Annotated in this window: 17 protein-coding genes; 9 read left to right on the top strand and 8 right to left on the bottom strand. The window is 72.3% G+C overall.

Annotation, left to right across the window (positions count from 1 at the left end):
* Positions 1–53: 53 nt before the first annotated feature.
* Together OIB37_RS17170 and OIB37_RS17165 are read left to right on the top strand one after the other, a co-directional pair.
* Entirely contained in the window at positions 54–1115 is a 1062-nt protein-coding gene (locus OIB37_RS17170; RefSeq protein WP_330458481.1) for a hypothetical protein, read from the top strand.
* Between the two features lie 547 nt (positions 1116–1662).
* On the top strand, positions 1663–2280 hold the full coding sequence (locus OIB37_RS17165; protein ID WP_443058165.1) for an HAD family hydrolase: 618 nt from the start codon (positions 1663–1665) through the stop codon (positions 2278–2280).
* Here OIB37_RS17165 and OIB37_RS17160 read toward each other — a convergent pair.
* On the bottom strand, positions 2256–2507 hold the full coding sequence (locus OIB37_RS17160; protein ID WP_330458479.1) for a hypothetical protein: 252 nt from the start codon (positions 2505–2507) through the stop codon (positions 2256–2258). The genes OIB37_RS17165 and OIB37_RS17160 overlap by 25 nt on opposite strands.
* Before the next feature lie 163 nt (positions 2508–2670).
* Here OIB37_RS17160 and OIB37_RS17155 point away from each other — a divergent pair, with 163 nt between their 5' ends.
* Entirely contained in the window at positions 2671–3054 is a 384-nt protein-coding gene (locus OIB37_RS17155; RefSeq protein ID WP_330458478.1) for a cold-shock protein, read from the top strand.
* A 19-nt stretch (positions 3055–3073) separates the two neighbouring features.
* Here OIB37_RS17155 and OIB37_RS17150 read toward each other — a convergent pair whose 3' ends face one another.
* From OIB37_RS17150 to OIB37_RS17135, 4 genes are all read right to left on the bottom strand, one after another.
* Positions 3074–3952 carry a 1,4-dihydroxy-6-naphthoate synthase gene (locus OIB37_RS17150; RefSeq protein ID WP_330458477.1) on the bottom strand — a complete coding sequence of 293 codons (879 nt, stop codon included), beginning with the start codon at positions 3950–3952 and terminating at the stop codon, positions 3074–3076.
* Entirely contained in the window at positions 3942–4661 is a 720-nt protein-coding gene (locus OIB37_RS17145; RefSeq protein WP_330458476.1) for a futalosine hydrolase, read from the bottom strand. The genes OIB37_RS17150 and OIB37_RS17145 overlap by 11 nt, the downstream gene beginning before the upstream one ends.
* Positions 4662–4678: 17 nt before the next feature.
* A complete protein-coding gene (locus OIB37_RS17140; protein WP_330458475.1) occupies positions 4679–5158 on the bottom strand; it encodes a DUF2771 domain-containing protein in 480 nt (159 codons plus the stop codon).
* Between the two features lie 62 nt (positions 5159–5220).
* The gene (locus OIB37_RS17135; protein ID WP_330458474.1) at positions 5221–6615 is read right to left on the bottom strand and encodes an MFS transporter; all 1395 of its coding nucleotides are present in this window, start codon (positions 6613–6615) and stop codon (positions 5221–5223) included.
* 515 nt (positions 6616–7130) lie between these two features.
* Between OIB37_RS17135 and OIB37_RS17130 the strand changes: the two genes are divergently transcribed.
* The 6 genes from OIB37_RS17130 to OIB37_RS17105 all read left to right on the top strand — a co-directional run bounded on the left by OIB37_RS17130 (position 7131) and on the right by OIB37_RS17105 (position 14418).
* Positions 7131–8057 carry a DUF3027 domain-containing protein gene (locus OIB37_RS17130; RefSeq protein WP_330458473.1) on the top strand — a complete coding sequence of 309 codons (927 nt, stop codon included), beginning with the start codon at positions 7131–7133 and terminating at the stop codon, positions 8055–8057.
* 111 nt (positions 8058–8168) lie between these two features.
* Positions 8169–9044, top strand: coding sequence for a helix-turn-helix domain-containing protein (locus OIB37_RS17125; RefSeq protein ID WP_330458472.1), 876 nt, complete (start codon positions 8169–8171; stop codon positions 9042–9044).
* Complete coding sequence (locus OIB37_RS17120) at positions 9041–9232, top strand: DUF397 domain-containing protein (protein ID WP_330458471.1); 192 nt, start codon at positions 9041–9043, stop codon at positions 9230–9232. The genes OIB37_RS17125 and OIB37_RS17120 overlap by 4 nt, the downstream gene beginning before the upstream one ends.
* A 61-nt stretch (positions 9233–9293) precedes the next feature.
* Positions 9294–12461 carry a sacsin N-terminal ATP-binding-like domain-containing protein gene (locus OIB37_RS17115; protein ID WP_330458470.1) on the top strand — a complete coding sequence of 1056 codons (3168 nt, stop codon included), beginning with the start codon at positions 9294–9296 and terminating at the stop codon, positions 12459–12461.
* A 115-nt stretch (positions 12462–12576) separates the two neighbouring features.
* Entirely contained in the window at positions 12577–13356 is a 780-nt protein-coding gene (locus OIB37_RS17110; protein WP_330458469.1) for a DUF5707 domain-containing protein, read from the top strand.
* 138 nt (positions 13357–13494) lie between these two features.
* The gene (locus OIB37_RS17105; RefSeq protein WP_330458468.1) at positions 13495–14418 is read left to right on the top strand and encodes a hypothetical protein; all 924 of its coding nucleotides are present in this window, start codon (positions 13495–13497) and stop codon (positions 14416–14418) included.
* 146 nt (positions 14419–14564) lie between these two features.
* On the opposite strand, the gene OIB37_RS17100 is transcribed toward OIB37_RS17105, so the two are convergent.
* From OIB37_RS17100 to OIB37_RS17090, 3 genes are all read right to left on the bottom strand, one after another.
* Positions 14565–16961, bottom strand: a complete 2397-nt coding sequence (locus OIB37_RS17100; RefSeq protein ID WP_330458467.1) for an HAD-IC family P-type ATPase — start codon at positions 16959–16961, stop codon at positions 14565–14567.
* A gap of 112 nt (positions 16962–17073) precedes the next feature.
* Positions 17074–19395: a GH92 family glycosyl hydrolase gene (locus OIB37_RS17095; protein WP_330458466.1), complete on the bottom strand. Its 2322-nt coding sequence runs from the start codon at positions 19393–19395 to the stop codon at positions 17074–17076.
* Positions 19396–19529: 134 nt separating this feature from the next.
* On the bottom strand, positions 19530–19808 hold the full coding sequence (locus OIB37_RS17090) for a DUF2530 domain-containing protein (protein ID WP_330458465.1): 279 nt from the start codon (positions 19806–19808) through the stop codon (positions 19530–19532).

The following is a 19808-nucleotide window of genomic DNA, read 5'->3' as shown; positions in this document are numbered from 1 at the left end:
GCGCTACCTTCCTCACGGGGCAGTGCCGCCGTCGCCCCGGAGGGGTATTTCCGTTGGGGATCGAAAGCGACCAGGTCGTCTACGAATATCTGAGCCGCGTCGGAGACATCGCGCACCAGCGGCAGTTGCCGTCGGCCGCGCGGATGCGGCTCGTGTCGGAGCTGCGCAACGAGATCGACCGGCACCGGGCCAAGGTGACGGTGGACAGTCCCGCCGCCGTCCGCCGCATCCTCGACAGTCTCGGCACCCCGGACGCGGTGGTCGACGCCGCGGGCGGTGCCACCGGAACCATCGGCGGTGCGCGGCCCGGGCAGCCGTCGTCCCCCGCCGTGCCCCTCCAGCCCGCCTTCGGTGAACGGGAGCCGGAGGCACCGCGGGCCGGGGAGCGCCGCAAGGGCCTGCGCAGAGCCGTACCGCGGCCGCGCTCCGCCGAGCCGGCGGTCCCCGCCGACGCGCCGCCTTCCCCGCCCCACCTCGCCGCGGCGCACGAACTCGGGAACAGCCTGTCGGAGCCCGACTGGTGGCGGGTGGAGGGCAGCCCGTTCGGGCCGGCGGCCACCGACTCCGTGCCGGGTTTCGTCGGCGGCGTAGAGATCCCCGACATGCTCAAGCGTCCCGAATCGGACGACAAGAAGGAGCCTGGCGAGAAGGAGTCCGGCAAGAAGGAGTCCGCGAAGGACGAGCTCGCGGAGGGGGAGTCCCCGAAGGAACGGGAGCCCGCGCCGGGAGAGCAGAAGGCTTCCCGCCTCCCCCGCCGCCTCCTCCCACGCCCCGCGGCGGGCTGGACCAACCCCCTCCTCCTGCTGGCCGCGGCCGCGCTGGTCGTGGGCGCCGTGCTCGGCAACTGGTTCGCCCTGCTCCTCGGCTATCTGATCGCCTACGGCTCCCGGCGCCTGAGCCCCGCGGAGACCAAGTGGGCCGTCCTGGTCCTGCCGGGACTGGCGCTCGGGTCCGCCGTCGTCTGGCTCTGGGGCCGGACCAACGGCCGCTGGGGCGCCCCCATCCCCCAGGACCACATGAACGAAGCCCTCGCCCAGACCTGGCCCTGGACAGTAAGAGGCGCAGCCGTGGCCTCAGCCCTCTTCCTCCTCTGGCGCTCCCAAAAACCCCGCTGACCACCCCCGACGAACACCCGGACAACCCACCCCTAGCCGAGCCCCAACTCCCCGCACCCCCCTCAGGGGCGCGAGGAACTGCGCGCCCAGCCCCCACCCACCCGCACCCAAAACCCCACGGCCCCCGCCGAGCCCAAACTCCCCGCACCCCCGAAGAACGCCCCCCGCAACCCCCTCAGGGGCGCGAGGAACTGCGCGCCCAGCCCCCCACCCACCCGCACCCAAAACCCCACGGCCCCCGCCGAGCCCAAACCCCCCGCACCCCCGAAGAACGCCCCCCGCACCCCCCTCAGGGGCGCGAGGAACTGCGCGCCCAGCCCCCCACCCACCCGCACCCAAAACCCCACGGCCCCCGCCGAACCCCAACCCCCCGCACCCCCGAAGAACGCCCCCCGCACCCCCCTCAGGGGCGCGAGGAACTGCGCGCCCAGCCCCCACCCACCCGCACCCAAAACCCCACCGCACCCACCACCCCCCACGCCCCCCAGCCCCCTCCCCCCAACCCCACACCCCCAAAGCGCCGCAGGCACCCCGCACAATGAGCACCATGACTCTCACCGTCGGCTTCGACCTGGACATGACCCTCATCGACTCCCGGCCAGGGATCCGCGCCTGCTACCTCGCGCTGTCGGAGCGAACGGGGACGCACATCGACGCCGACCTGGCGGTGACACGGCTGGGCCCGCCGCTGACGGAGGAGCTGGCCAACTGGTTCCCGCCCGAGGAGGTCCCCGCGATGGCGGACCTGTACCGGGCGATGTACCCCTCGTACGCCATAGCCGCGACCCTCGCCATGCAGGGCGCGCCGGAGGCGATCGCCGCGGTGCGCGCGGCCGGCGGCCGGACGATGGTGGTCACGGCGAAGTACGAGCCGAACGCCAAGCTGCACCTGTCCCACCTCGGCATCGAGCCGGACGTGGTCGTGGGCGACCTGTGGGCCGAGCAGAAGGCGGCGGCGCTGCGCGAGTACGACGCCGACGTGTATGTCGGCGACCACGTCGGCGATGTGCGCGGGGCCCGCACCGCGGGCGCGCTGTCGGTCGCCGTGGCGACCGGACCGTGCGACGGCGAGGAGTTGCGGGCCGCCGGGGCGGACGTCGTGCTCGACGACCTGTCCGCGTTCCCGGCGTGGCTCGACGGCTACCGCATGGCGGCGCGCGCCTGACGCCGGCCGGCGGCGACGGAACGCAGCACACCCGCGCCGGCGACGAGGAATCCGACGGCCATGAACATGCTCAGGCCGTACATGTACGTCGGAAACGGTTTCGCGCCGAGGAACAGCGGAACCACCGTGACGAGGGTGGCCACGACCCCGATGAAGAACACGATGACACCGGCGCGGATCAGTCGGTCACCGGGCGCGGCGGAATTCGTTTGGGTTTTGTCACGCACCGGACCAGGGTAGTTCCCTGCCCGAGAGAACAACCGGGGGACGTCTTGTCACCCGCCCGTAGACCATTAGCCTTGGTAGCGGCGGGTCACGATCGACCCGCTCAGTGCTAGCAAGAGCCGTTTCCGAAGTAGTTTTCCGACGAGTACGAGGACGAGGACAGACGTGCCTACCGGCAAGGTCAAGTGGTTCAACAGCGAGAAGGGCTTCGGCTTCCTCTCCCGTGACGACGGCGGTGACGTCTTCGTCCATTCCTCGGTTCTCCCCGCCGGAGTCGATGCTCTCAAGCCGGGACAGCGCGTGGAGTTCGGCGTCGTCGCCGGTCAGCGCGGTGACCAGGCGCTCTCGGTGATCGTGCTCGACCCGACCCCGTCGGTCGCGGCGGCCCAGCGCAAGAAGCCGGACGAGCTGGCCTCCATCGTGCAGGACCTGACGACCGTCCTCGAGAACATCACGCCCCAGCTGGAGCGGGGCCGCTACCCGGAGAAGGCCGCAGGCAAGAAGATCGCCGGCCTGCTGCGCGCGGTCGCCGACCAGCTCGACGTCTGATCCCCGTCCCCCCCCCGGTTCAGGGGAAGGCGAGCGCGTCCGGGCCGAGGGGCGGGACGAGTCCCTCGGCCGCAGCGCGCGTGAGCAGCCCGCGGACCGCCGCGTAACCGTCCTCGCCGAGCCCGGCGGTGAACTCGTTGACGTACAGCCCGATGTGCTGGTCGGCGACGGCCGGGTCCATCTCCTGGGCGTGCGCCATGACGTACGGCCGGGAGGCCTCCGGGTCGTCCCAGGCGCTCCGCACGGACGCGCGGATGGCGTCCGCGAGCCGCTCCAGGGTCTCGGCGCCCAGTGACCGCTTGGCGATGATCGCGCCCAGCGGGATCGGCAGCCCGGTCGTGCGCTCCCAGTGCTCGCCCATGTCGGCGAGCTTGTGAAGCCCGTAGTTCTGGTACGTGAAGCGCGCCTCGTGGATGACGAGTCCCGCGTCCACCTTGCCGTCGCGCACGGCCGGCATGATCTCGTGGAACGGCATGACGACGATCTCGCCGACCCCGCCGGGCACCGTGTCCGCGGCCCACAGCCGGAACAGCAGGTAGGCGGTCGACGTCTCGCTCGGCACCGCGACCGTGCGGCCCGCCAGGTCCGCGCTGCCGAGAGCGTGGGAGGTGTCCCCGGTCCCGGCCGCCCGCGTCAGCACCAGCGGCCCGCAGCCCCGGCCCAGCGCGCCGCCGCACGGCAGCAGCGCGTACTCGTCGAGGACGTACGGCAGGACGGCGTACGACACCTTCAGTACGTCGGACTCGCCGCGCTCGGCCATGCCGTTGGTGATGTCGATGTCGGCGAAGGTGACGTCCAGCGCGGGCGCGCCGGGCACCCGGCCGTGCGCGAGGGCGTCGAAGACGAACGTGTCGTTGGGGCAGGGCGAGTACGCGATCTGCAGGGGCTCAACTGTCATGCGTGTTCCAACTCTCCAGTGCGGGCGCGAGCTTCCCGAAGCCCTCGGTGAGAGCGGTGAGGGCCTCGCCGATGCGCCATGCGTCGCGGTCGCGCGGGCCCACCGGGTTGGACACCGCGCGGATCTCCAGCACGGGAACCCCGTGCGCGGCGGCCGCCTCGGCGACCCCGAACCCCTCCATGCCCTCGGCCACGGCGTGCGGATGGCGGGTGCGCAGCCCGGCGGCGCGGGCGGCGGTGCCGGTCACGGTGGAGACGGTGAGGACGGTCCCGCACAGGGCGCCGGTGGCCGCGACGGCCGCCCGTACGAGTGATGCCGGCGGGCGGTGGGTGACGGTCCCGAAGCCGAGTTCGGTGACCGGCAGGAAGCCGTCGGCGGTCTCGGCGCCAAGATCGGCCACGGTGACCGCGTCGGCGACGACGAGCGAGCCGACCGGTGCCTCGGGCGCGAAGCCGCCGCCGATGCCCGCCGACACGACCAGGCCGTACGGGGCGCCGGCGAGGGCGGCCCAGGTGAGCACGGTGGCGGTGGAGGCGGCCGCGAGGGCGGGCCCCACACCGGCGGCCAGCAGGTCGTACCCGGCGGCCGTGCGGTGCACGAGGGCACCCGGCAGCCGTACCTCCTCGGCCGCGCCCGGGAACGCCCGTGCCACCGCGTCCCGTTCGGCCGGGACGGCGGTGGCGACGAGGATGCGCGGGCGGGCGTTCACGCGGTCGGCGGACGTGGTCAGAAGTCCTTCTTGACCTTGAACGACCACAGGCCCTTGGCCGGGGCCTTGTCGCCCATCTGGATCGTGATGGTGTTGGTGTTGCCCTGGGTGCCGTACTGCTCGCTGAAGAACGCGCCGCTCGGCATCGTGCGGAACGTCTGCTTGCTGAGGTCGCTGAACTGGCGGCCGTTGACCAGGATGATCCAGCCGTCGTCCGCGATCTTCGGGTCGACGCCGATGCGGACCGTCTCGTCCTGGCCCAGCTTGATGGACTTGACGTCGCCGGCCTTCTTGGCGCATTCCTTCAGCGAGTCGGCGTTGAGTCCGTTGCCGTCGTTGTAGCAGATGGCCTCGGAGCTGACCGAGCTGTCGCCGACGGTGACCGTGGCGACGGGCGTCGGCTTGTCACAGGCCGACAGGACGAGCAGCCCGGCGGAAACGGCACCGGCGACGGCGACGGCGCGGCGGCGTCGCGAGGCGGATTGCAGCGTGGTCATGGCCGAAGGCTATCGGGCACCCGGAAGCCCCTGCCCACGTGGGGTACGACGTGCCCGGTTCGTTACGCCACTCGCGCGCGCGGGCGGCCGCCGTGCCGCGCTGCGGCCAGCAGGCCGCGCAGTGTGCTCACCCAGCCCACAGCCACGAACGCGGCGGCCACCGTGAGGCCCAGGGTGCCGTTGAGGGGCATCACGATGCCGACCGCGCCGCCGAACACCCAGGCCATCTGGAGCAGTGTCTCGGAGCGCGCGAACGCCGAGGTGCGCACCGCCTCCGGCACGTCCCGCTGGATCAGCGCGTCCAGGGACAGCTTGGCCAGCGCCTGCGCGAACCCGGCCACCGCGGCGAGGCAGGCCACGAGAAGGGCCCCGAAGAACAGGGCGGCCACGATCGCGGTACCGAGGGCCACCGCGACCACGGTCACGATGATGATCTCGGGGGCCTTCGACTTCAGCCACGCCCCCACCGCCGTACCGAGCGCGTTGCCCGCGCCCGCCGCCACGCCCACTATCCCCAGCGAGACCGCCGCGCTCTCCCCGGTCAGCGGGTGCTCGCGCAGCAGGAACGCGAGGAAGAAGATCAGGAACCCGGACAGGCAGCGCAGGGCCGCGTTGGCGCCCAGGGCGTGGGTCACGGCCGGGCCGACCGTCCGCAGTCCCGGACGCCTGCCCGGCTTCGGCCGCTCGCCGCGAGGGAACTGCTCGTCGGCCGCGAGCAGTGCGCGGTCCTCGCCCTTGGCGGAGTCCACCTTGGGCGGCAGGGAGAAGGACAGGAGCATCCCCGCGGTGAAGATCACGAAGGCGCCGTACAGCGGCCAGGGGTCGCCGACGGCGTGCAGCCCCGCCGCGACCGGCGCGGCCACGCCCGTGGCCAGCAGACCGGCGAGCGTGACGCGGGAGTTGGCCTTCACCAGCGAGAAGGCAGGGGGCAGCAGCCGGGGCACGACCGCGCTTCTGACCACCCCGTACGCCTTGGAGGCCACCAGCACCCCGAGTGCGGCCGGATACAGCTCCAGGCTCCCGCTCGCCACGGCACCCGAGATGACCAGCGCGAGCAGGGCGCGGGCCAGCATCGATCCGGCCATCGCGGCACGCCGGCCGTGCGGCAGCCGGTCGAGGAGGGGGCCGATGACGGGGGCGAGGACCGTGAAGGGCGCCATGGTGATGGCGAGATACAGCGCGACCCGTCCCCGGGCCTCGTCCGTGGGCACCGAGAAGAAGACGGTGGAGGCCAGCGCGACGGTGATCATGACGTCGCCGGCGCCGTTCACCGCGTGCAGCTCGATCAGCTTGCCCAGGCCCGACTCGCCCGCTCCGTGCGCGTGCGTCGCCTTCCGGATCCCCCGTGCCGTTCCGGTCACCGGAAAGTGCAGGGCACGTCCCACCGTGCGGACGGCACCGCCGACCCGGCCCGAACCGCCACCGCTCGCCCTGTCCGCGGCTGTCACGTGCTTCATAGTGCCCTGAGAGCCTCCCCAATACCCCGATTTCGATCCCGACCGAACCGAATGCCCCCGGCTCACCCCGTTGCTCATTCCCCGTCCCGCCCCCGCCCCGTCCCCCGCCCCACCTCCTTCTCACCTTCTTCTCACTCCGCCTCAGCCCCTCTCCGCGGCCGGCCGGGAATGGCCCGCGCCGGGCCCGCGACGCCGCCGCGTCGGCCCCGGTGACCGCCCCGCGGACCGGGCCGTCCAGGGGCCCGTCCGGGGGCCCGTCCGGGGGGCTGTTCCGCGGCCGGCGCGGGCGGGTGGTCGGGTGGGAAACTTCGCCGCGCAGCGGCGGACTGTCCCCCACCACCGGCGACGGGGTAGCGTGCGTATCTCAGCCATAACGCAGAATGGATGGCAGAGGTGCGCCCGAGCGCGATTCGGACGCGGACGTCGATGCGGCCCACAGGTCCGCTCCGTCCGCGGAACCGCTTCACCGCCGGAGCATCCGCACTCGTAGACGGCGTAGGAGAGAAGCGATACCTGTGAGCGCAGCGACAACGCGAAGCCGCACCCCCGACCGCCTGTGCGCCGAGGCCGTCGACCTCGCCCGCGCCGCAGCCGAGGAGGCCGCCGCGCCCGGCGTGGTCGGCGAGCACGTCGGCGTGCTGGCGGACGGCGACCGTGTTGTCACGCACTTCTTCGAGTGCAAGGAAATGGGTTACCGCGGCTGGCGCTGGGCGGCGACCGTGGCCCGCGCGTCCCGCGCCAAGGTGGTGACGCTCGACGAGGTCGTGCTGCTCCCCGGCCCCGACGCGCTCCTCGCCCCCGAGTGGGTCCCGTGGAGCGAGCGTCTGCGCCCGGGCGACCTCGGCCCCGGCGACCTGCTCCCCACCGACCAGGAGGACCTGCGCCTGGAGCCCGGCTTCACGGGCGAGGAGGAGCCGCCGCCGAACTCCGTGCTGTCCGAGGAGATGGCCGACCTGGCGGAGGCGGAGGACGCCGACGTCACGCCCGGCGCGCCCGCCGCCCAGCAGACGACGCCCACCCGCGGCTCGATCGCGGCGGTGGCCGCGGAACTGGGCATGCGGCGCGCCCGCGTCCTGTCCCGCTACGGCCTGCACGTGGCGGCGGACCGCTGGGAAGAGGCGTTCGGCTCCAAGACCCCGATGGCCCAGGCCGCCCCCGCCACCTGCGCCACCTGTGGCTTCCTCAACCCCATCGGCGGCTCCCTCGGCCAGGCCTTCGGCGTCTGCGCCAACGAGTTCTCCCCGGCCGACGGCCGCGTGGTCTCCCTGGCCTACGGCTGCGGTGCCCACTCGGAGGCCGCGGTCATGCCGAAGCCGCCGCAGCCGGCCGAGCCGGTCGTCGACGAGACCCGTGTCGACCCCTTCCCGCTGCGCCCCGCCCGCGACTCCGGCTCGGTGCCGGAGGCGGGCGACGCGGAGACCGCCGAGCTGGGTCACTCGTAGGACTCCGCGGACTCCGCCGACTGTCCGGATTTTGTCCGGTCGTGTCCGGGCTGTCCGGCGGTGCGCCCGGGTAGGGCCTCCGCAGGACGGTCGTACGACGCGGAGGGGCACATGTCGGTGGAATCGGGAACGGTCCGGCTCAGGACCGAGGAGGACGAGCCGGGCTGGGAGGTCGATCCGAGCGACGACTGGGGCGTGGCCGTGGTCGCGACCGTCGGACGGCAACTGAGACTGAGGCGTGAGGCGCTGGGCATCCGCGCCGCCGACTTCGGCAGGTCCGTCGGCTACGGCGAGGACATGGTCTACAAGATCGAGGCCGGGAAGCGGATTCCTCGTCCCGAGTACCTGGACAACGCGGACGAGGTGCTGGCGGCGGGCGGGCTGCTCGCCGCGATGAAGGAGGACGTGGCCAAGGTCCGGTACCCGAAGAAGGTGCGGGATCTGGCCAAGCTGGAGGCGACGGCGGTCGAGCTTCAGCTGTACGACCCCTTGAACATCCATGGGTTGTTGCAGACGCCGGAGTACGCGCGGGCGTTGCTGCGGATGCGGCGGCCCGCCTACAGCAGCGACGAGGTCGAGCGGTTCGTCGCCGCGCGAGCGGCGCGCAAGGCGGTCTTCGAGCGGGACCCCGCTCCCGAGATCAGCTTCGTCCTGGAGGAGTGGACGTTACGACGTCCGCTCGGGGGACGGCCGGTGCTGCGCCGGCAACTCGAAAGCCTGCTGGAGACGGCGGGGTTGCGGAACGTGGAGCTCCAGGTGATGCCGATGGACCGCGATGAGCACGCCGGAGTGGCCGGGGGAATCGAGGTGCTGAAGTTCGCCGACGGCTCGGCGGTGGGGCGGTCGCCGGTGGTGGCAGGCGGCCGTCCGGTCGACGAGCCGAGGCATCTCCGTATCCTGGAACTGCGGTATGGCATCATCCGCGCTCAGGCGCTGACACCCCGTGAGTCGGCGTCCTTCATCGAGCAACTGCTGGGGGCAACGTGATCCGCACTTCCGATCTGGCGTGGTTCAAGAGCAGCTACAGCAGCAGCAGTGAAGGCGACTCCTGCATAGAGATCGCCCCCACCCCCGCCACCATCCACATCCGGGACTCCAAGCACCTACAGGGCCCCCGACTCGCCGTCACGCCGGAGACCTGGGCCGTCTTCGTCTCGTACGCCGCCCAGCGCTGACCCGCGCGGCCGCACGCTCACGGGGCGGTACCTTCGTCCTCAGCCGATGAGGAGAGTGAACGTGAGCAAGTACGTGCGGCCGGCGGCCGAGGGCGCCGACCCCTTCGGCACCGCCCGACTGCGGCGCGGCGTCCTCGACGCCTGGGCCACCAGCCCCGCCCGGTTCCGTGAGGACGCCAACGCGGAGGAGGACCTGGTCCTCGGTGGCTACCGGGACCGGCTCGTGGTGGAGCTGGCGCAGAACGCCGCCGACGCCGCCGCGCGCGCGAAGACGCCGGGGCGGCTGCGGCTCACCCTCCGCGACGGCGTCCTGGTGGCCGCGAACACGGGCGCCCCGCTGGACGCGGCCGGTGTCGAGTCGCTGTCCACGCTCCGCGCCTCCGCCAAGCGCGAGCGGTACGACGAGCACGCCACGGTGGGCCGGTTCGGCGTCGGCTTCGCGGCCGTCCTCTCCGTCACGGACGAGCCCGCGCTCGTCGGCCGGCACGGGGGCGTGCGCTGGTCCCTCGCCGAGGCGCGCGAGCTGGCCGCCGACATCGCCCGGCACAGCCCCGGCCTCGGTGACGAGGTCCGGCGCCGCGACGGACACGTCCCGCTGCTGCGGCTGCCCTTCGCTGCCGAGGGCTCGGCCCCGGAGCCGTACGACACCGCCGTCATCCTGCCGCTGCGGGACGCGGCCGCGGCCGACCTCGCCGAGCGTCTCCTGGAAGCCGTCGACGACGCGCTGCTCCTCGCCCTGCCGGGGCTGGAGGAAGTGATCGTGGAGGTCGGCGACGGCGCCCCGCGCATCCTGCGCCGCCGTACCGAGGGCGCCGTCACCGTGGTCGAGGACTCGCGCGACGGGACGACCCGCTGGCGTACCGTCGCCGCGCACGGACCGCTCACCCCGGAGCTGCTCGCCGACCGCCCGGTGGAGGAACGGCTGCGCCCGCACTGGTCGGTGACCTGGGCCGTACCGGCCGACGAGGACGGGCGGCCGGTCCGCCCCCGTACCAGCCCCGTCGTGCACGCCCCCACCCCCAGCGACGAGCCCCTCGGCGTGCCCGCCCTGCTCATCGCGTCCTTCCCGCTGGACACCTCCCGGCGGCACGCGGCCCCCGGTCCGCTGACCGACTTCCTGGTGCTGCGCGCGGCGGACGCCTACGCCGAACTGCTCGCCGACTGGCGCCCGGTGACCGAGGGCGCCGTGGACCTCGTGCCCGGACCGCTCGGCAAGAGCGAGCTGGACGGCGCGCTGCGCCAGGCCATCCTCGAACGGCTGCCCAGGACCGCGTTCCTGCCGCCTGCCCTCGACGCCAAGGGCGCCAAGAGCGGCGAAGGCACCGAGGGCGACGAGGGCGACGACGGGCTGCCGGAGGCGCTGCGGCCGCGCGACGCCGAAGTGGTGGAGGGCGCGGGCGCCGACACCGTGCGCGTGCTCGCCGAGGTGCTGCCCACCCTGCTCCCCGCCGGGCTCGAACGCCGCTCCGAGCTGCGCACCCTCGGGGTCGCCCGGATCCCGCTCGCCGACGCCATCGACCGGCTCGCCGGTCTGGAGAAGGACCCGGAGTGGTGGTGGCGGCTGTACGACAGCCTCGCCGGGGTCGACCCCGACCGCCTCTCGGGGCTGCCGGTGCCGCTCGCCGGGGGAGGCCGGACCACCATCGGGCCCCGCCAGGTGCTGCTGCCCGCCGCGGACGCCGCCGCCCTCGACCTCGACGTCCTGGCCCGGCTGGGGCTCAAGGTCGCCCACGAGGACGCCGTGCACCCGCTGCTGGAGAAGCTGGGCGCGCTGCCCGCGAGCCCGCGCGCGGTGCTGACCACCCCGCAGGTGCGGGCCGCCGTGGCCGCCTCGCTCGACGACGAGGGCGGGGCGATGTGGGAGGAGGACGCTCCGGACGCCGAGGAACTGGCCGACACCGTCCTCGCGCTCGTCCGCGACGCGGGCCTGGAGCCGGGCGACGAGCCCTGGCTCGGCGCGCTCGCGCTCCACGACGAGGACGGCGAACTCGCCCCGGCCGGTGAACTGGTCTTCCCTGGAAGCGACTTCGCCCGGGTGATCCGCGAGGGGGAACTGGCCTCCGTGGAAGCGGAGTTGGTGGACAGGTGGGGTGAGCAGCCGCTGACCGCCTGCGGGGTGCTCGCGAACTTCGCGCTCGTCCGCGCCACCGACGTCGTCCTCGACCCGGACGAACTGGAGCCCCGGGAAGGTGACTTCGCCGAACCGGACGACGCCGGACTGCTCGACGCGGTGGACGTGTGGTGCGAGGACATCCTCGACCGCTTCCCGGACAGCCCCGTGCCCCCGGTGGCCACCGAGCTGGTCGCCGTGCGCGACCTGGACCTGGTGGACGACGACCACTGGCCCGAGGCCCTCGCCCTGCTCGCTCAGCCGCCGCTGCGCGACGCCCTCACCCAGCCGGTGCGCGTCCTGCTGCCCGACGGCACCCACGAGGTCGTACGGCCGTACACCGCCTGGTGGTTGCGCGGGCACCCGGTCCTCGACGGCCGCCGCCCGGCGGGCCTGCTCGCGGCCGGCGGCGACCCGCTGCTGCGCGGCCTGTACGACGAGGCCGACGCCACCGGTTTCGAGGACGAGCAGGTGCTGCGCGCGCTCGGCGTGCGGACCTCGGTGGCCGCTCTGCTGGACGAGCCCGGTGGCGCGGCCGAGCTGCTGGACCGCCTCGCCGACCCGGACCGGACCGTCTCCGCGCCCCAGCTGCACGGCCTTTACGGCGCGCTGGCCGAGCTGGACCCGGAGCAGGTGACCCTGCCGGAGGACGTGCGGGCCGTGCTGGACGGAAGCGCCGCGGTGGTGGACGCCGCCGACGCCGTGGTCGTCGACTCGCCCGACCTGCTGCCGTTCACCTCCGGTGTCCCGCTGCTGCCCGTCCGCCCGTCCCGGGCCGCCGAGCTGGCCGAACTGTTCCAGGTGCGCCGGCTGAGCGAGTCCGTCACCGGGGAGGTCACCTCGGAGGGCGCCGAGCACGACGTGCCGGAGCCGGTCCGGGTGCTCCTCGGCCCGCGCACCCTCGGTACCTACGTCGAACACGAGGAACTGGTGGTGGACGGCACCGGGATCGACTGGCGGCTGACCGACGACGGTGTCCTGCACGCGGCCACCCTGGAAGGCGTCGCCGCCGGCCTGGCCTGGGCGGCCGGACAGTGGCCGCGCCGCTTCGAGGTGGCCGCCCTGCTGGAGGACCCGTCACGCACGGAGGAACTGGCCCGGGACCGCTGGTTCGACTGACCCTCGAAAACTCGTTCACGGAATCCTCACCTTCCGTGCAACTGTTCCCCTGCGTCGACTGTCTGAGCAGTTGGAGTCGGATGACTCCCTGGTCACTTTGCACGTAGGGGAACACATGCACATGCGAGTTGTCGGAGCCGCCGTCACCGGTGCGCTGGCCCTGACGGCCTTCGCCGCCACGACCGCCCACGCGGACGAGGTCCACGGGGACACGAAGATCTCCAACGTCGTCGTCAACGGCGGCAAGGCCGTCGTCGTCGGCGCCACCGGCAGCAAGACCTTCAGTGTCTCCTTCACGGTGACGGACAACTCCGGCGTCAGCCTGGCCCAGGCGATCCTGTACCACGGCACGGACATCGAGCACTCCGACAGCGGTGCCGTCGCGAACACCTCCGACGGCCGGTCGAAGTGCACCAAGGCCTCTGCCACCACGGCCAACTGCACGGCCACGTACACGGTCCAGACGCGTGAGAGCCTCATCAACGCCGTGGCCGGCTCCTGGAAGGTCTGGGCGATCGGCCAGGGCAAGGACGGCAACTTCGTCCAGCGGGACAACGCCAAGACCTTCCAGGTCCAGCGCCTGTCCAAGCTGACGGCCAACGCCGCGCCGGAGCCGGTCAAGAAGGGCAAGACCCTCACCGTCACGGGCGCGCTGACCCGCGCCAACTGGGACGCCGCCAAGTACTCCGGCTACGGAGCCCAGTCGGTGAAGCTCCAGTTCCGCAAGAAGAACTCCAACAGCTACACCACGCTGAAGACCGTCAAGACGGACTCCAAGGGCAACCTGAAGACGACGACCACGGCCACGGGCAGCGGCTACTACCGCTTCGTCTTCGCGGGCACCTCGACCACCCCGGCGGTCAACGCCGCGGGTGACCTCGTCGAGGTGAAGTAGGTCCGGCGCGACTCGGCCGGAAAATCGCGGAACCGTTCGTACAACCATTCAGTATCAGCACGGGTCTGATCACCCGAGTCAACGGACTCGACGATCACTTGGGCCTCGTGTCCACCATGTTTCACAACAGGGGAACGCATGCGCATTCGTGCCACTGTGGCCGCCGTCACCGGCGCCATGGCTCTCTCCGCCTTCGTGGCTCCGTCGGCTCTGGCCGCGGACTCGGGCTCCTCCTACAAGGCCGACGTCGCCAAGGTGCTCGAGGCCGCTCACCACGCGGCCGGCAAGAGCGCGTTCAGCAGCTCCGCGGCCGCCGAGCCGCAGCCGTACCAGCTGGATGTCACCTTCTCGAACTTCAAGATCGCCAAGGCGGTCAAGATCGGCACCACCAACCACGTCTCCACGACGGTCACGTACACGCTGAACCACGGCGCGGACGTCGACGTCACGGCCGACGACTTCCTCAGCGGCCCGTACATCTACCGCGGCTCCTTCACCGACCAGGACAACTGGCTGATCGGTGACGAGCCGGCCACCTGCAAGGTGGTCTCGGCCACGGCCGAGACCTGCACGGGCAAGATCGACGCCTACCCGGGCGACGGCGAGCTGGCCAGCTCGGACGCCGGCACCTGGAAGGGCGCCGCGATCGCCATCGCGTACAACGGTCAGCTGGACACCGACAACGGTGACATCACCAAGGTCGGTCTCGCCGAGCAGGGTTCCCTCGGCACCACCCTCGTCCAGCGCGTCTCGCGCCTGACGGTCAACGCCGCCCCGGAGCCGGTGAAGAAGGGCGCGACCATCACGGTCACCGGTGCCCTGACCCGCGCCAACTGGGACGACAACAAGTACCACGGCTACACCGGCCAGTCGGTGCAGCTGGAGTTCCGCAAGAAGAACTCCAAGAAGTACACCCTCGTCAAGACCGTCAAGACGGACTCCAGGGGCAACCTGAAGACCACGGTCAAGGCCTCGGTCGACGGCTACTTCCGCTACAACTTCGCGGGCACCACGACCACCCCGGCGATCGCCGCTGCGGGTGACTTCGTCGACGTGAAGTAAGCGGTTCTGAATCACCCGCAGTACCCGCAGTACCCGCAGTACCCGCAGTACCCGCAGCACCCGTGGACCGGTCCCGGAAGCAGCCGGCTTCCGGGACCGGTCCCGTTTTTCCTCGCGTGTCGACGGCGGTGACGCCGCACGGCGTCTCACACCGGGAAGCGGCGGCCGACCCATCTCCACAGGAGTTCCAGGGCGGCCGCCGCCACCACCGCCAGTCCCACCGCCGTCCACGGCATCGTGACGCCCACCAGCTTCAGCGCGAAGAAGCGCTGCAGGGCCGGTACGACGAGGACGCACAGGAACGCCACCCCCATCGCGGCCACCAGGACCACTCGCCACCAGGTGTAGGGCCGGGCGATGATCACCAGGACCCACATGGAGATCAGGAACAGCGTCAGGGTGGCCGCGCTGGTCTCGGCGTCCAGCGCCCCCGGGCCCGTGTAGTGGTGCCGGGCGAGCAGATACGTCGCGAACGTCGCCGCACCGGCCAGCACACCGCCGGGTATCGCGTACCGCATGACCCGCCGCACGAAGTGGGGCCGGGCGCGCTCCTTGTTGGGGGCGAGGGCCAGGAAGAAGGCCGGTATGCCGATGGTGAGCGTGGACAGCAGGGTCAGGTGCCGGGGCAGGAACGGGTACTCCACCTGCCAGCACACCACCAGCACGGCCAGCAGCACCGAGTAGACGGTCTTCACCAGGAACAGCGTCGCCACCCGTGTGATGTTGCCGATGACCCGGCGACCCTCGCCGACGACCGAGGGCAGCGTGGCGAAGCTGTTGTTCAGCAGCACGATCTGCGCCACCGCCCGGGTCGCCTCCGAACCCGAGCCCATCGAGACGCCGATGTCGGCGTCCTTCAGGGCCAGGACGTCGTTCACGCCGTCGCCGGTCATCGCCACCGTGCGCCCGTCGGACTGCAGCGCGCCGACCATGTCCCGCTTCTGCTGCGGGGTGACCCGCCCGAACACGGTCGCCTCCTCCAGCGCCCGGGCCATCTCCGGCCGGTTATCGGGCAGCCGCCGCGCGTCCACCGCGGCACCCTTCAGGCCCAGTTTGGCCGCGACCGCGCCGACCGACACCGCGTTGTCGCCGGAGATGACCTTGGCCTGGACGTCCTGGTCGGCGAAGTAGCGCAGGGTGTCGGCGGCGTCGGGGCGCAGCCGCTGTTCGAGGACGACCAGGGCGGTGGGGCGGGCGCCCCGGGCCGGCTCGGGGGCCTCCAGATCCCGGGTGGCGCGGGCCAGCAGCAGGACCCTGAGGCCCTGTTCGTTCAGGCGCCCGGTCTCGGCCAGGGCGGGGTCGTCGGGGGCGAGCAGGACGTCGGGGGCGCCGAGCAGCCAGCTGCTGGTCTCGCCGTCGCCCTCGCTGAAGGTGGCGCCGCTGTACTTGCGGGCGGAGGAGAACGGCAGCGACTCCACACAGCGCCAGTCGTCGCTGTCGGGGTAGGCGTCGATGATCGCCTGGAGGGAGGCGTTGGGGCGCGGGTCGGACTCGCCGAGGGCGCCGAGCACCCTGCGGACGTACCCCTCGTCGGCCCCGTCCAGCGTCCTGAGGCCGGTGACGTCCATGCCGCCCTCGGTGAGCGTGCCGGTCTTGTCCAGGCAGACGGTGTCGACGCGGGCGAGGCCCTCGATGGCGGGCAGCTCCTGCACCAGGCACTGTTTGCGGCCCAGCCGGATGACGCCGATGGCGAAGGCGACGGAGGTGAGCAGCACCAGTCCCTCGGGGACCATCGGGATGATCCCGCCGACCGTGCGGGCGACGGCGTCCTTCAGGTCGTTGTTCTTCACCACCAGCTGTGTGACGACCAGGCCGACGGCGGCCGGGACCATCATCCAGGTCACGTACTTGAGAATCGTGGAGATGCCGGAGCGCAGCTCGGAGTGGACCAGGGTGAAGCGGGAGGCCTCCTCGGCGAGCTGGGCGGCGTACGCCTCGCGGCCCACCTTGGTCACCTTGAACGCGCCGCCGCCCGCGACCACGAAACTGCCGGACATCACCGGGTCGCCGGGGCGTTTGACGACCGGGTCGGCCTCGCCGGTGAGCAGGGACTCGTCGATCTCCAGCCCGTCCGCCTCGGCGCACACCCCGTCGACGACGATCTTGTCGCCGGGGCCGATCTCCACCAGGTCGTCCAGGACGATCCGGTCCGTGGCGACCTCGGTCGATCTGCCGTCCCGGCGGACGGTGGGACGGGCCTCCCCGATGACGGCGAGCGAGTCCAGGGTCTGCTTGGCGCGCCACTCCTGCACGATGCCGATGCCGGTGTTGGCGAGGATGACGAAGCCGAAGAGGCTGTCCTGGATCGGTGCGACGAACAGCATGACCAGCCACAGCACGCCGATGATCGCGTTGAACCGGGTGAACACGTTGGCGCGGACGATCTCGCCCAGCGAGCGGCTGCTGCGCACCGGCACGTCGTTGACCTGCCCTCGTGCGACGCGCTCGGCGACCTGCGCGCTGCTCAGCCCCGGGGCGGTCCCCCCTGGCAGCGCGACCGGGTGCACGGGGTCCAGTTCGGACCCCGCGTCGATATGGGTCATGCATTCGACGGTACGTGGGGACGGGCGGCTTCACCTGCCGAGTGGCGGGAAACCGGGGCAGGACGAGGGGCGCCCCCGAGTGCGCGTCGGGGGCGCCCCTGAGCGCTTCTCGTCAGCGCAGCGCGGGCGGTGCCGCCTGCGGTGACGTGCCCCAGTCCGTGGGCCGCGGGCCCACGGTGAAGGCCAGCGAGCGGTGCGCGCGCAGCGCACTGGTGGTCAGGTACGTCCGCCCGTACGGCGTCCCGTCGACGCGGGCCGCCTGGATGTAGCGGTCGGTGCCGGAGGTGCCGGGCGCGGTGATGGTCAGCCGGCCGTGCGGGGAGTAGCGGCGGTCCAGGGTCAGGTCGACCCGGTCGAAGACCGGGGTGGACAGGCCCCAGGTGGCGTAGCCGGGCTGTACCGGGAACACGCCGATCGAGGACAGCACCATCCAGGCGGACATGGTGCCGAGGTCGTCGTTGCCGGTCATCCCGGTCGGGGCGTCGGTGAACAGGGTCAGCGCGGCGTGCACGACGTCCGTCGTCTTCCACGGCTGCCCGGTGGAGAGATAGGTGTAGGGGGCGATCAGGTCGGGTTCGTTCTGCGGGTTGTACTTGTCGGCGTTGTAGTAGTCGTACGGCCCGTTGACCCACACCTCGCGCGCGGTCTTCGCCGGGTCCGCGATCAGCCGGTCGTAGGCGAAGAAGGAGTCGAGGCGTGCGTTCGCGGCTCCCTGGCCGCCGATCAGGTCCACCATGCCGGGGATGTCCTGCGGGACCAGCCACTGGTACTGCCAGGACGTGCCCTCGTGGAAGCCCTCGCTCTGCGCCGGGTCGGCCGGTCCGGTGAAGGCGCCGGAGGCGTCGCGGGCGCGGAAGAAGCCGGTCGAGGGGTCGAAGACGCGGCGGTAGTTCTGCGCGCGGGCGGCGTAACGGACCGCGTCGGCGCGGTGCCCGAGGTCCTGGGCCATCCGGGCGAGCATCGCGTCGGAGAGCGCGTACTCCAGCGTGGCGGACGCCCCGTGGTCGTAGTCCGAGTCACCGGGCTTCGCGTGCGGGCGGCCCTTGACGTAGGGCGCGAAGCCGCCGGCGAGGTACTCCCGGTTCGCCTCGCGGCCCACGGCCGGGGAGTCCGCGGACGGCACCCCGTCGGCGTTCTTCCGCAGGGCCCGGTACGCCCGCTCCTCGTAGCCCCCCAGCAGGCCCTGTTGGTAGGCGTTGGTCAGGAACGGGGTGACCGGGTCGCCGGTCATGATGTTCGTCTCGACCGTGCCGTAGCCCCACTTGGGCAGCCAGCCGCTCTCCTCGTCGATCCTGATGACGGAGATCGCCATGTCCCGTGCCTCGCGCGGGGCGAGCAGCGACAGCAGCTGGGACTGGGTGCGGTAGGTGTCCCACAGGGACCAGTTCTGGTAGTAGGTGAAGCCCTTGGCGCGGTGGATCCGCTGGTCCCAGCCGGTGTAGCGGCCGTCGGCGTCGCTGCCGACGTTGGGCGCGAGGAACGACCGGTACAGCGAGGAGTAGAAGGTGCGGCGCAGGCCGTCGCCGCCGCCGCGCACCCGGACGTCGTCCAGCCGGTCCTCCCAGGCCCGCCCGGCCGCGCGGCGCACCGCGTCGAACGACCGTCCGCCCTCGGCGCGCAGGTTGCCGGCCGCGCCGCGCGCGTCGACGTAGCTCAGGGCGGTGGTCGCCTCGACGGTGCGGTCCTTCGTCGTGTCGAAGCGGACGTAGGCCCCGTCGGAGCCCGACTTCGCGCCGTCGCTGACGGTGGAGCCGTTCCAGGTGCCGTACGCGGTGAAGGGGCGGTCGAAGCGGGTGACGGTGTAGAGGGTGTACGGCTCGGTGTCCTGGCAGAAGCCGCGGCCGGTCAGGGCGGTGCGCACGGTGTGGTCGTCGAGGATCTCGACCTTCGTGGCGACCTTGGTGTGCAGCGACTGGCCTGCGTTCAGCAGGACGTTGGCCTTGCCGGTGGCCGGGAAGGTGTAGCGCTGCACGCCGGTGCGGGCGGTCGCGGTCAGCTCGGCCTCGATGCCGGTGTCCAGGCCGACGCGGTAGTAGCCGGGGCTCGCGCTCTCGTCGTCGTGACGGAAGCCGGCGGCGTAGCGCGCGTAGTCGGTGGTGGTGACGTCCCCGGTGGTCGGGAGCACCGGCAGGTCGCCGCCGAGGCCACAGCCCACGCCGGAGAGGTGGACCAGCGAGAAGCCGCGGATGTGGTCCTGGGCGTAGTCGTAGCCGGTGCTGTGGCCGGTGTCGGGGGAGAGCTGCACCATGCCGAAGGGCACGGCGGCGCCGGGGTAGGTGTTGCCCTCGTTCTGGGTGCCGACGAACGGGTTGACGAGATCGGTCAGGTGCGTGGCGGTGGGCGGGCCGGCCTGTGCGGTGGCGGGGGCGGCGAGCAGCGCGGTCGCCGCCAGCGTTCCGGCCAGACACAGGGCAGCATGGCGTGTCCATGTCATATAGACCTCTGTGGTCGGGCGGTTCCGGTGATCCAGAACAACGTTGTCATGGGGCCAGCAGAGGGCATGACAACACGGAATCCGCCGCCCGTCCAGGGGTCCGGCACGGGCCGGTCAGCCCCCCGGGGGTCGGGTCACTCCGCCCGGACGGGCTCGCCCTGCTCCCCCTGGGCCGCCGCCCGCTTGATCGCGGCGTCCCGCTTGCGGACGTACCAGATGCCGATCAGGCCAAGCCCGCCCCCGGCCAGACAGGTCCACACCCACCACAGGCGGTCGTGGTCGGCGAACCAGCCGTAGAAGGGCAGCTGGACCAGGAAGAGGACGAACCACACGATCGTGCCGCCGGTGATGGTGGCGACCACGGGGCCCTCCAGGGGCTCCGGCGCTTCGTGCTTGGGGGTCCACTTCGTCAT

It is taken from the genome of Streptomyces sp. NBC_00820, assembly GCF_036347055.1.
Lineage (GTDB): Bacteria > Actinomycetota > Actinomycetes > Streptomycetales > Streptomycetaceae > Streptomyces.
The sequence above is the reverse complement of the archived record's forward strand: the minus strand, read 5'-3'. Positions and strand labels throughout refer to the sequence as shown.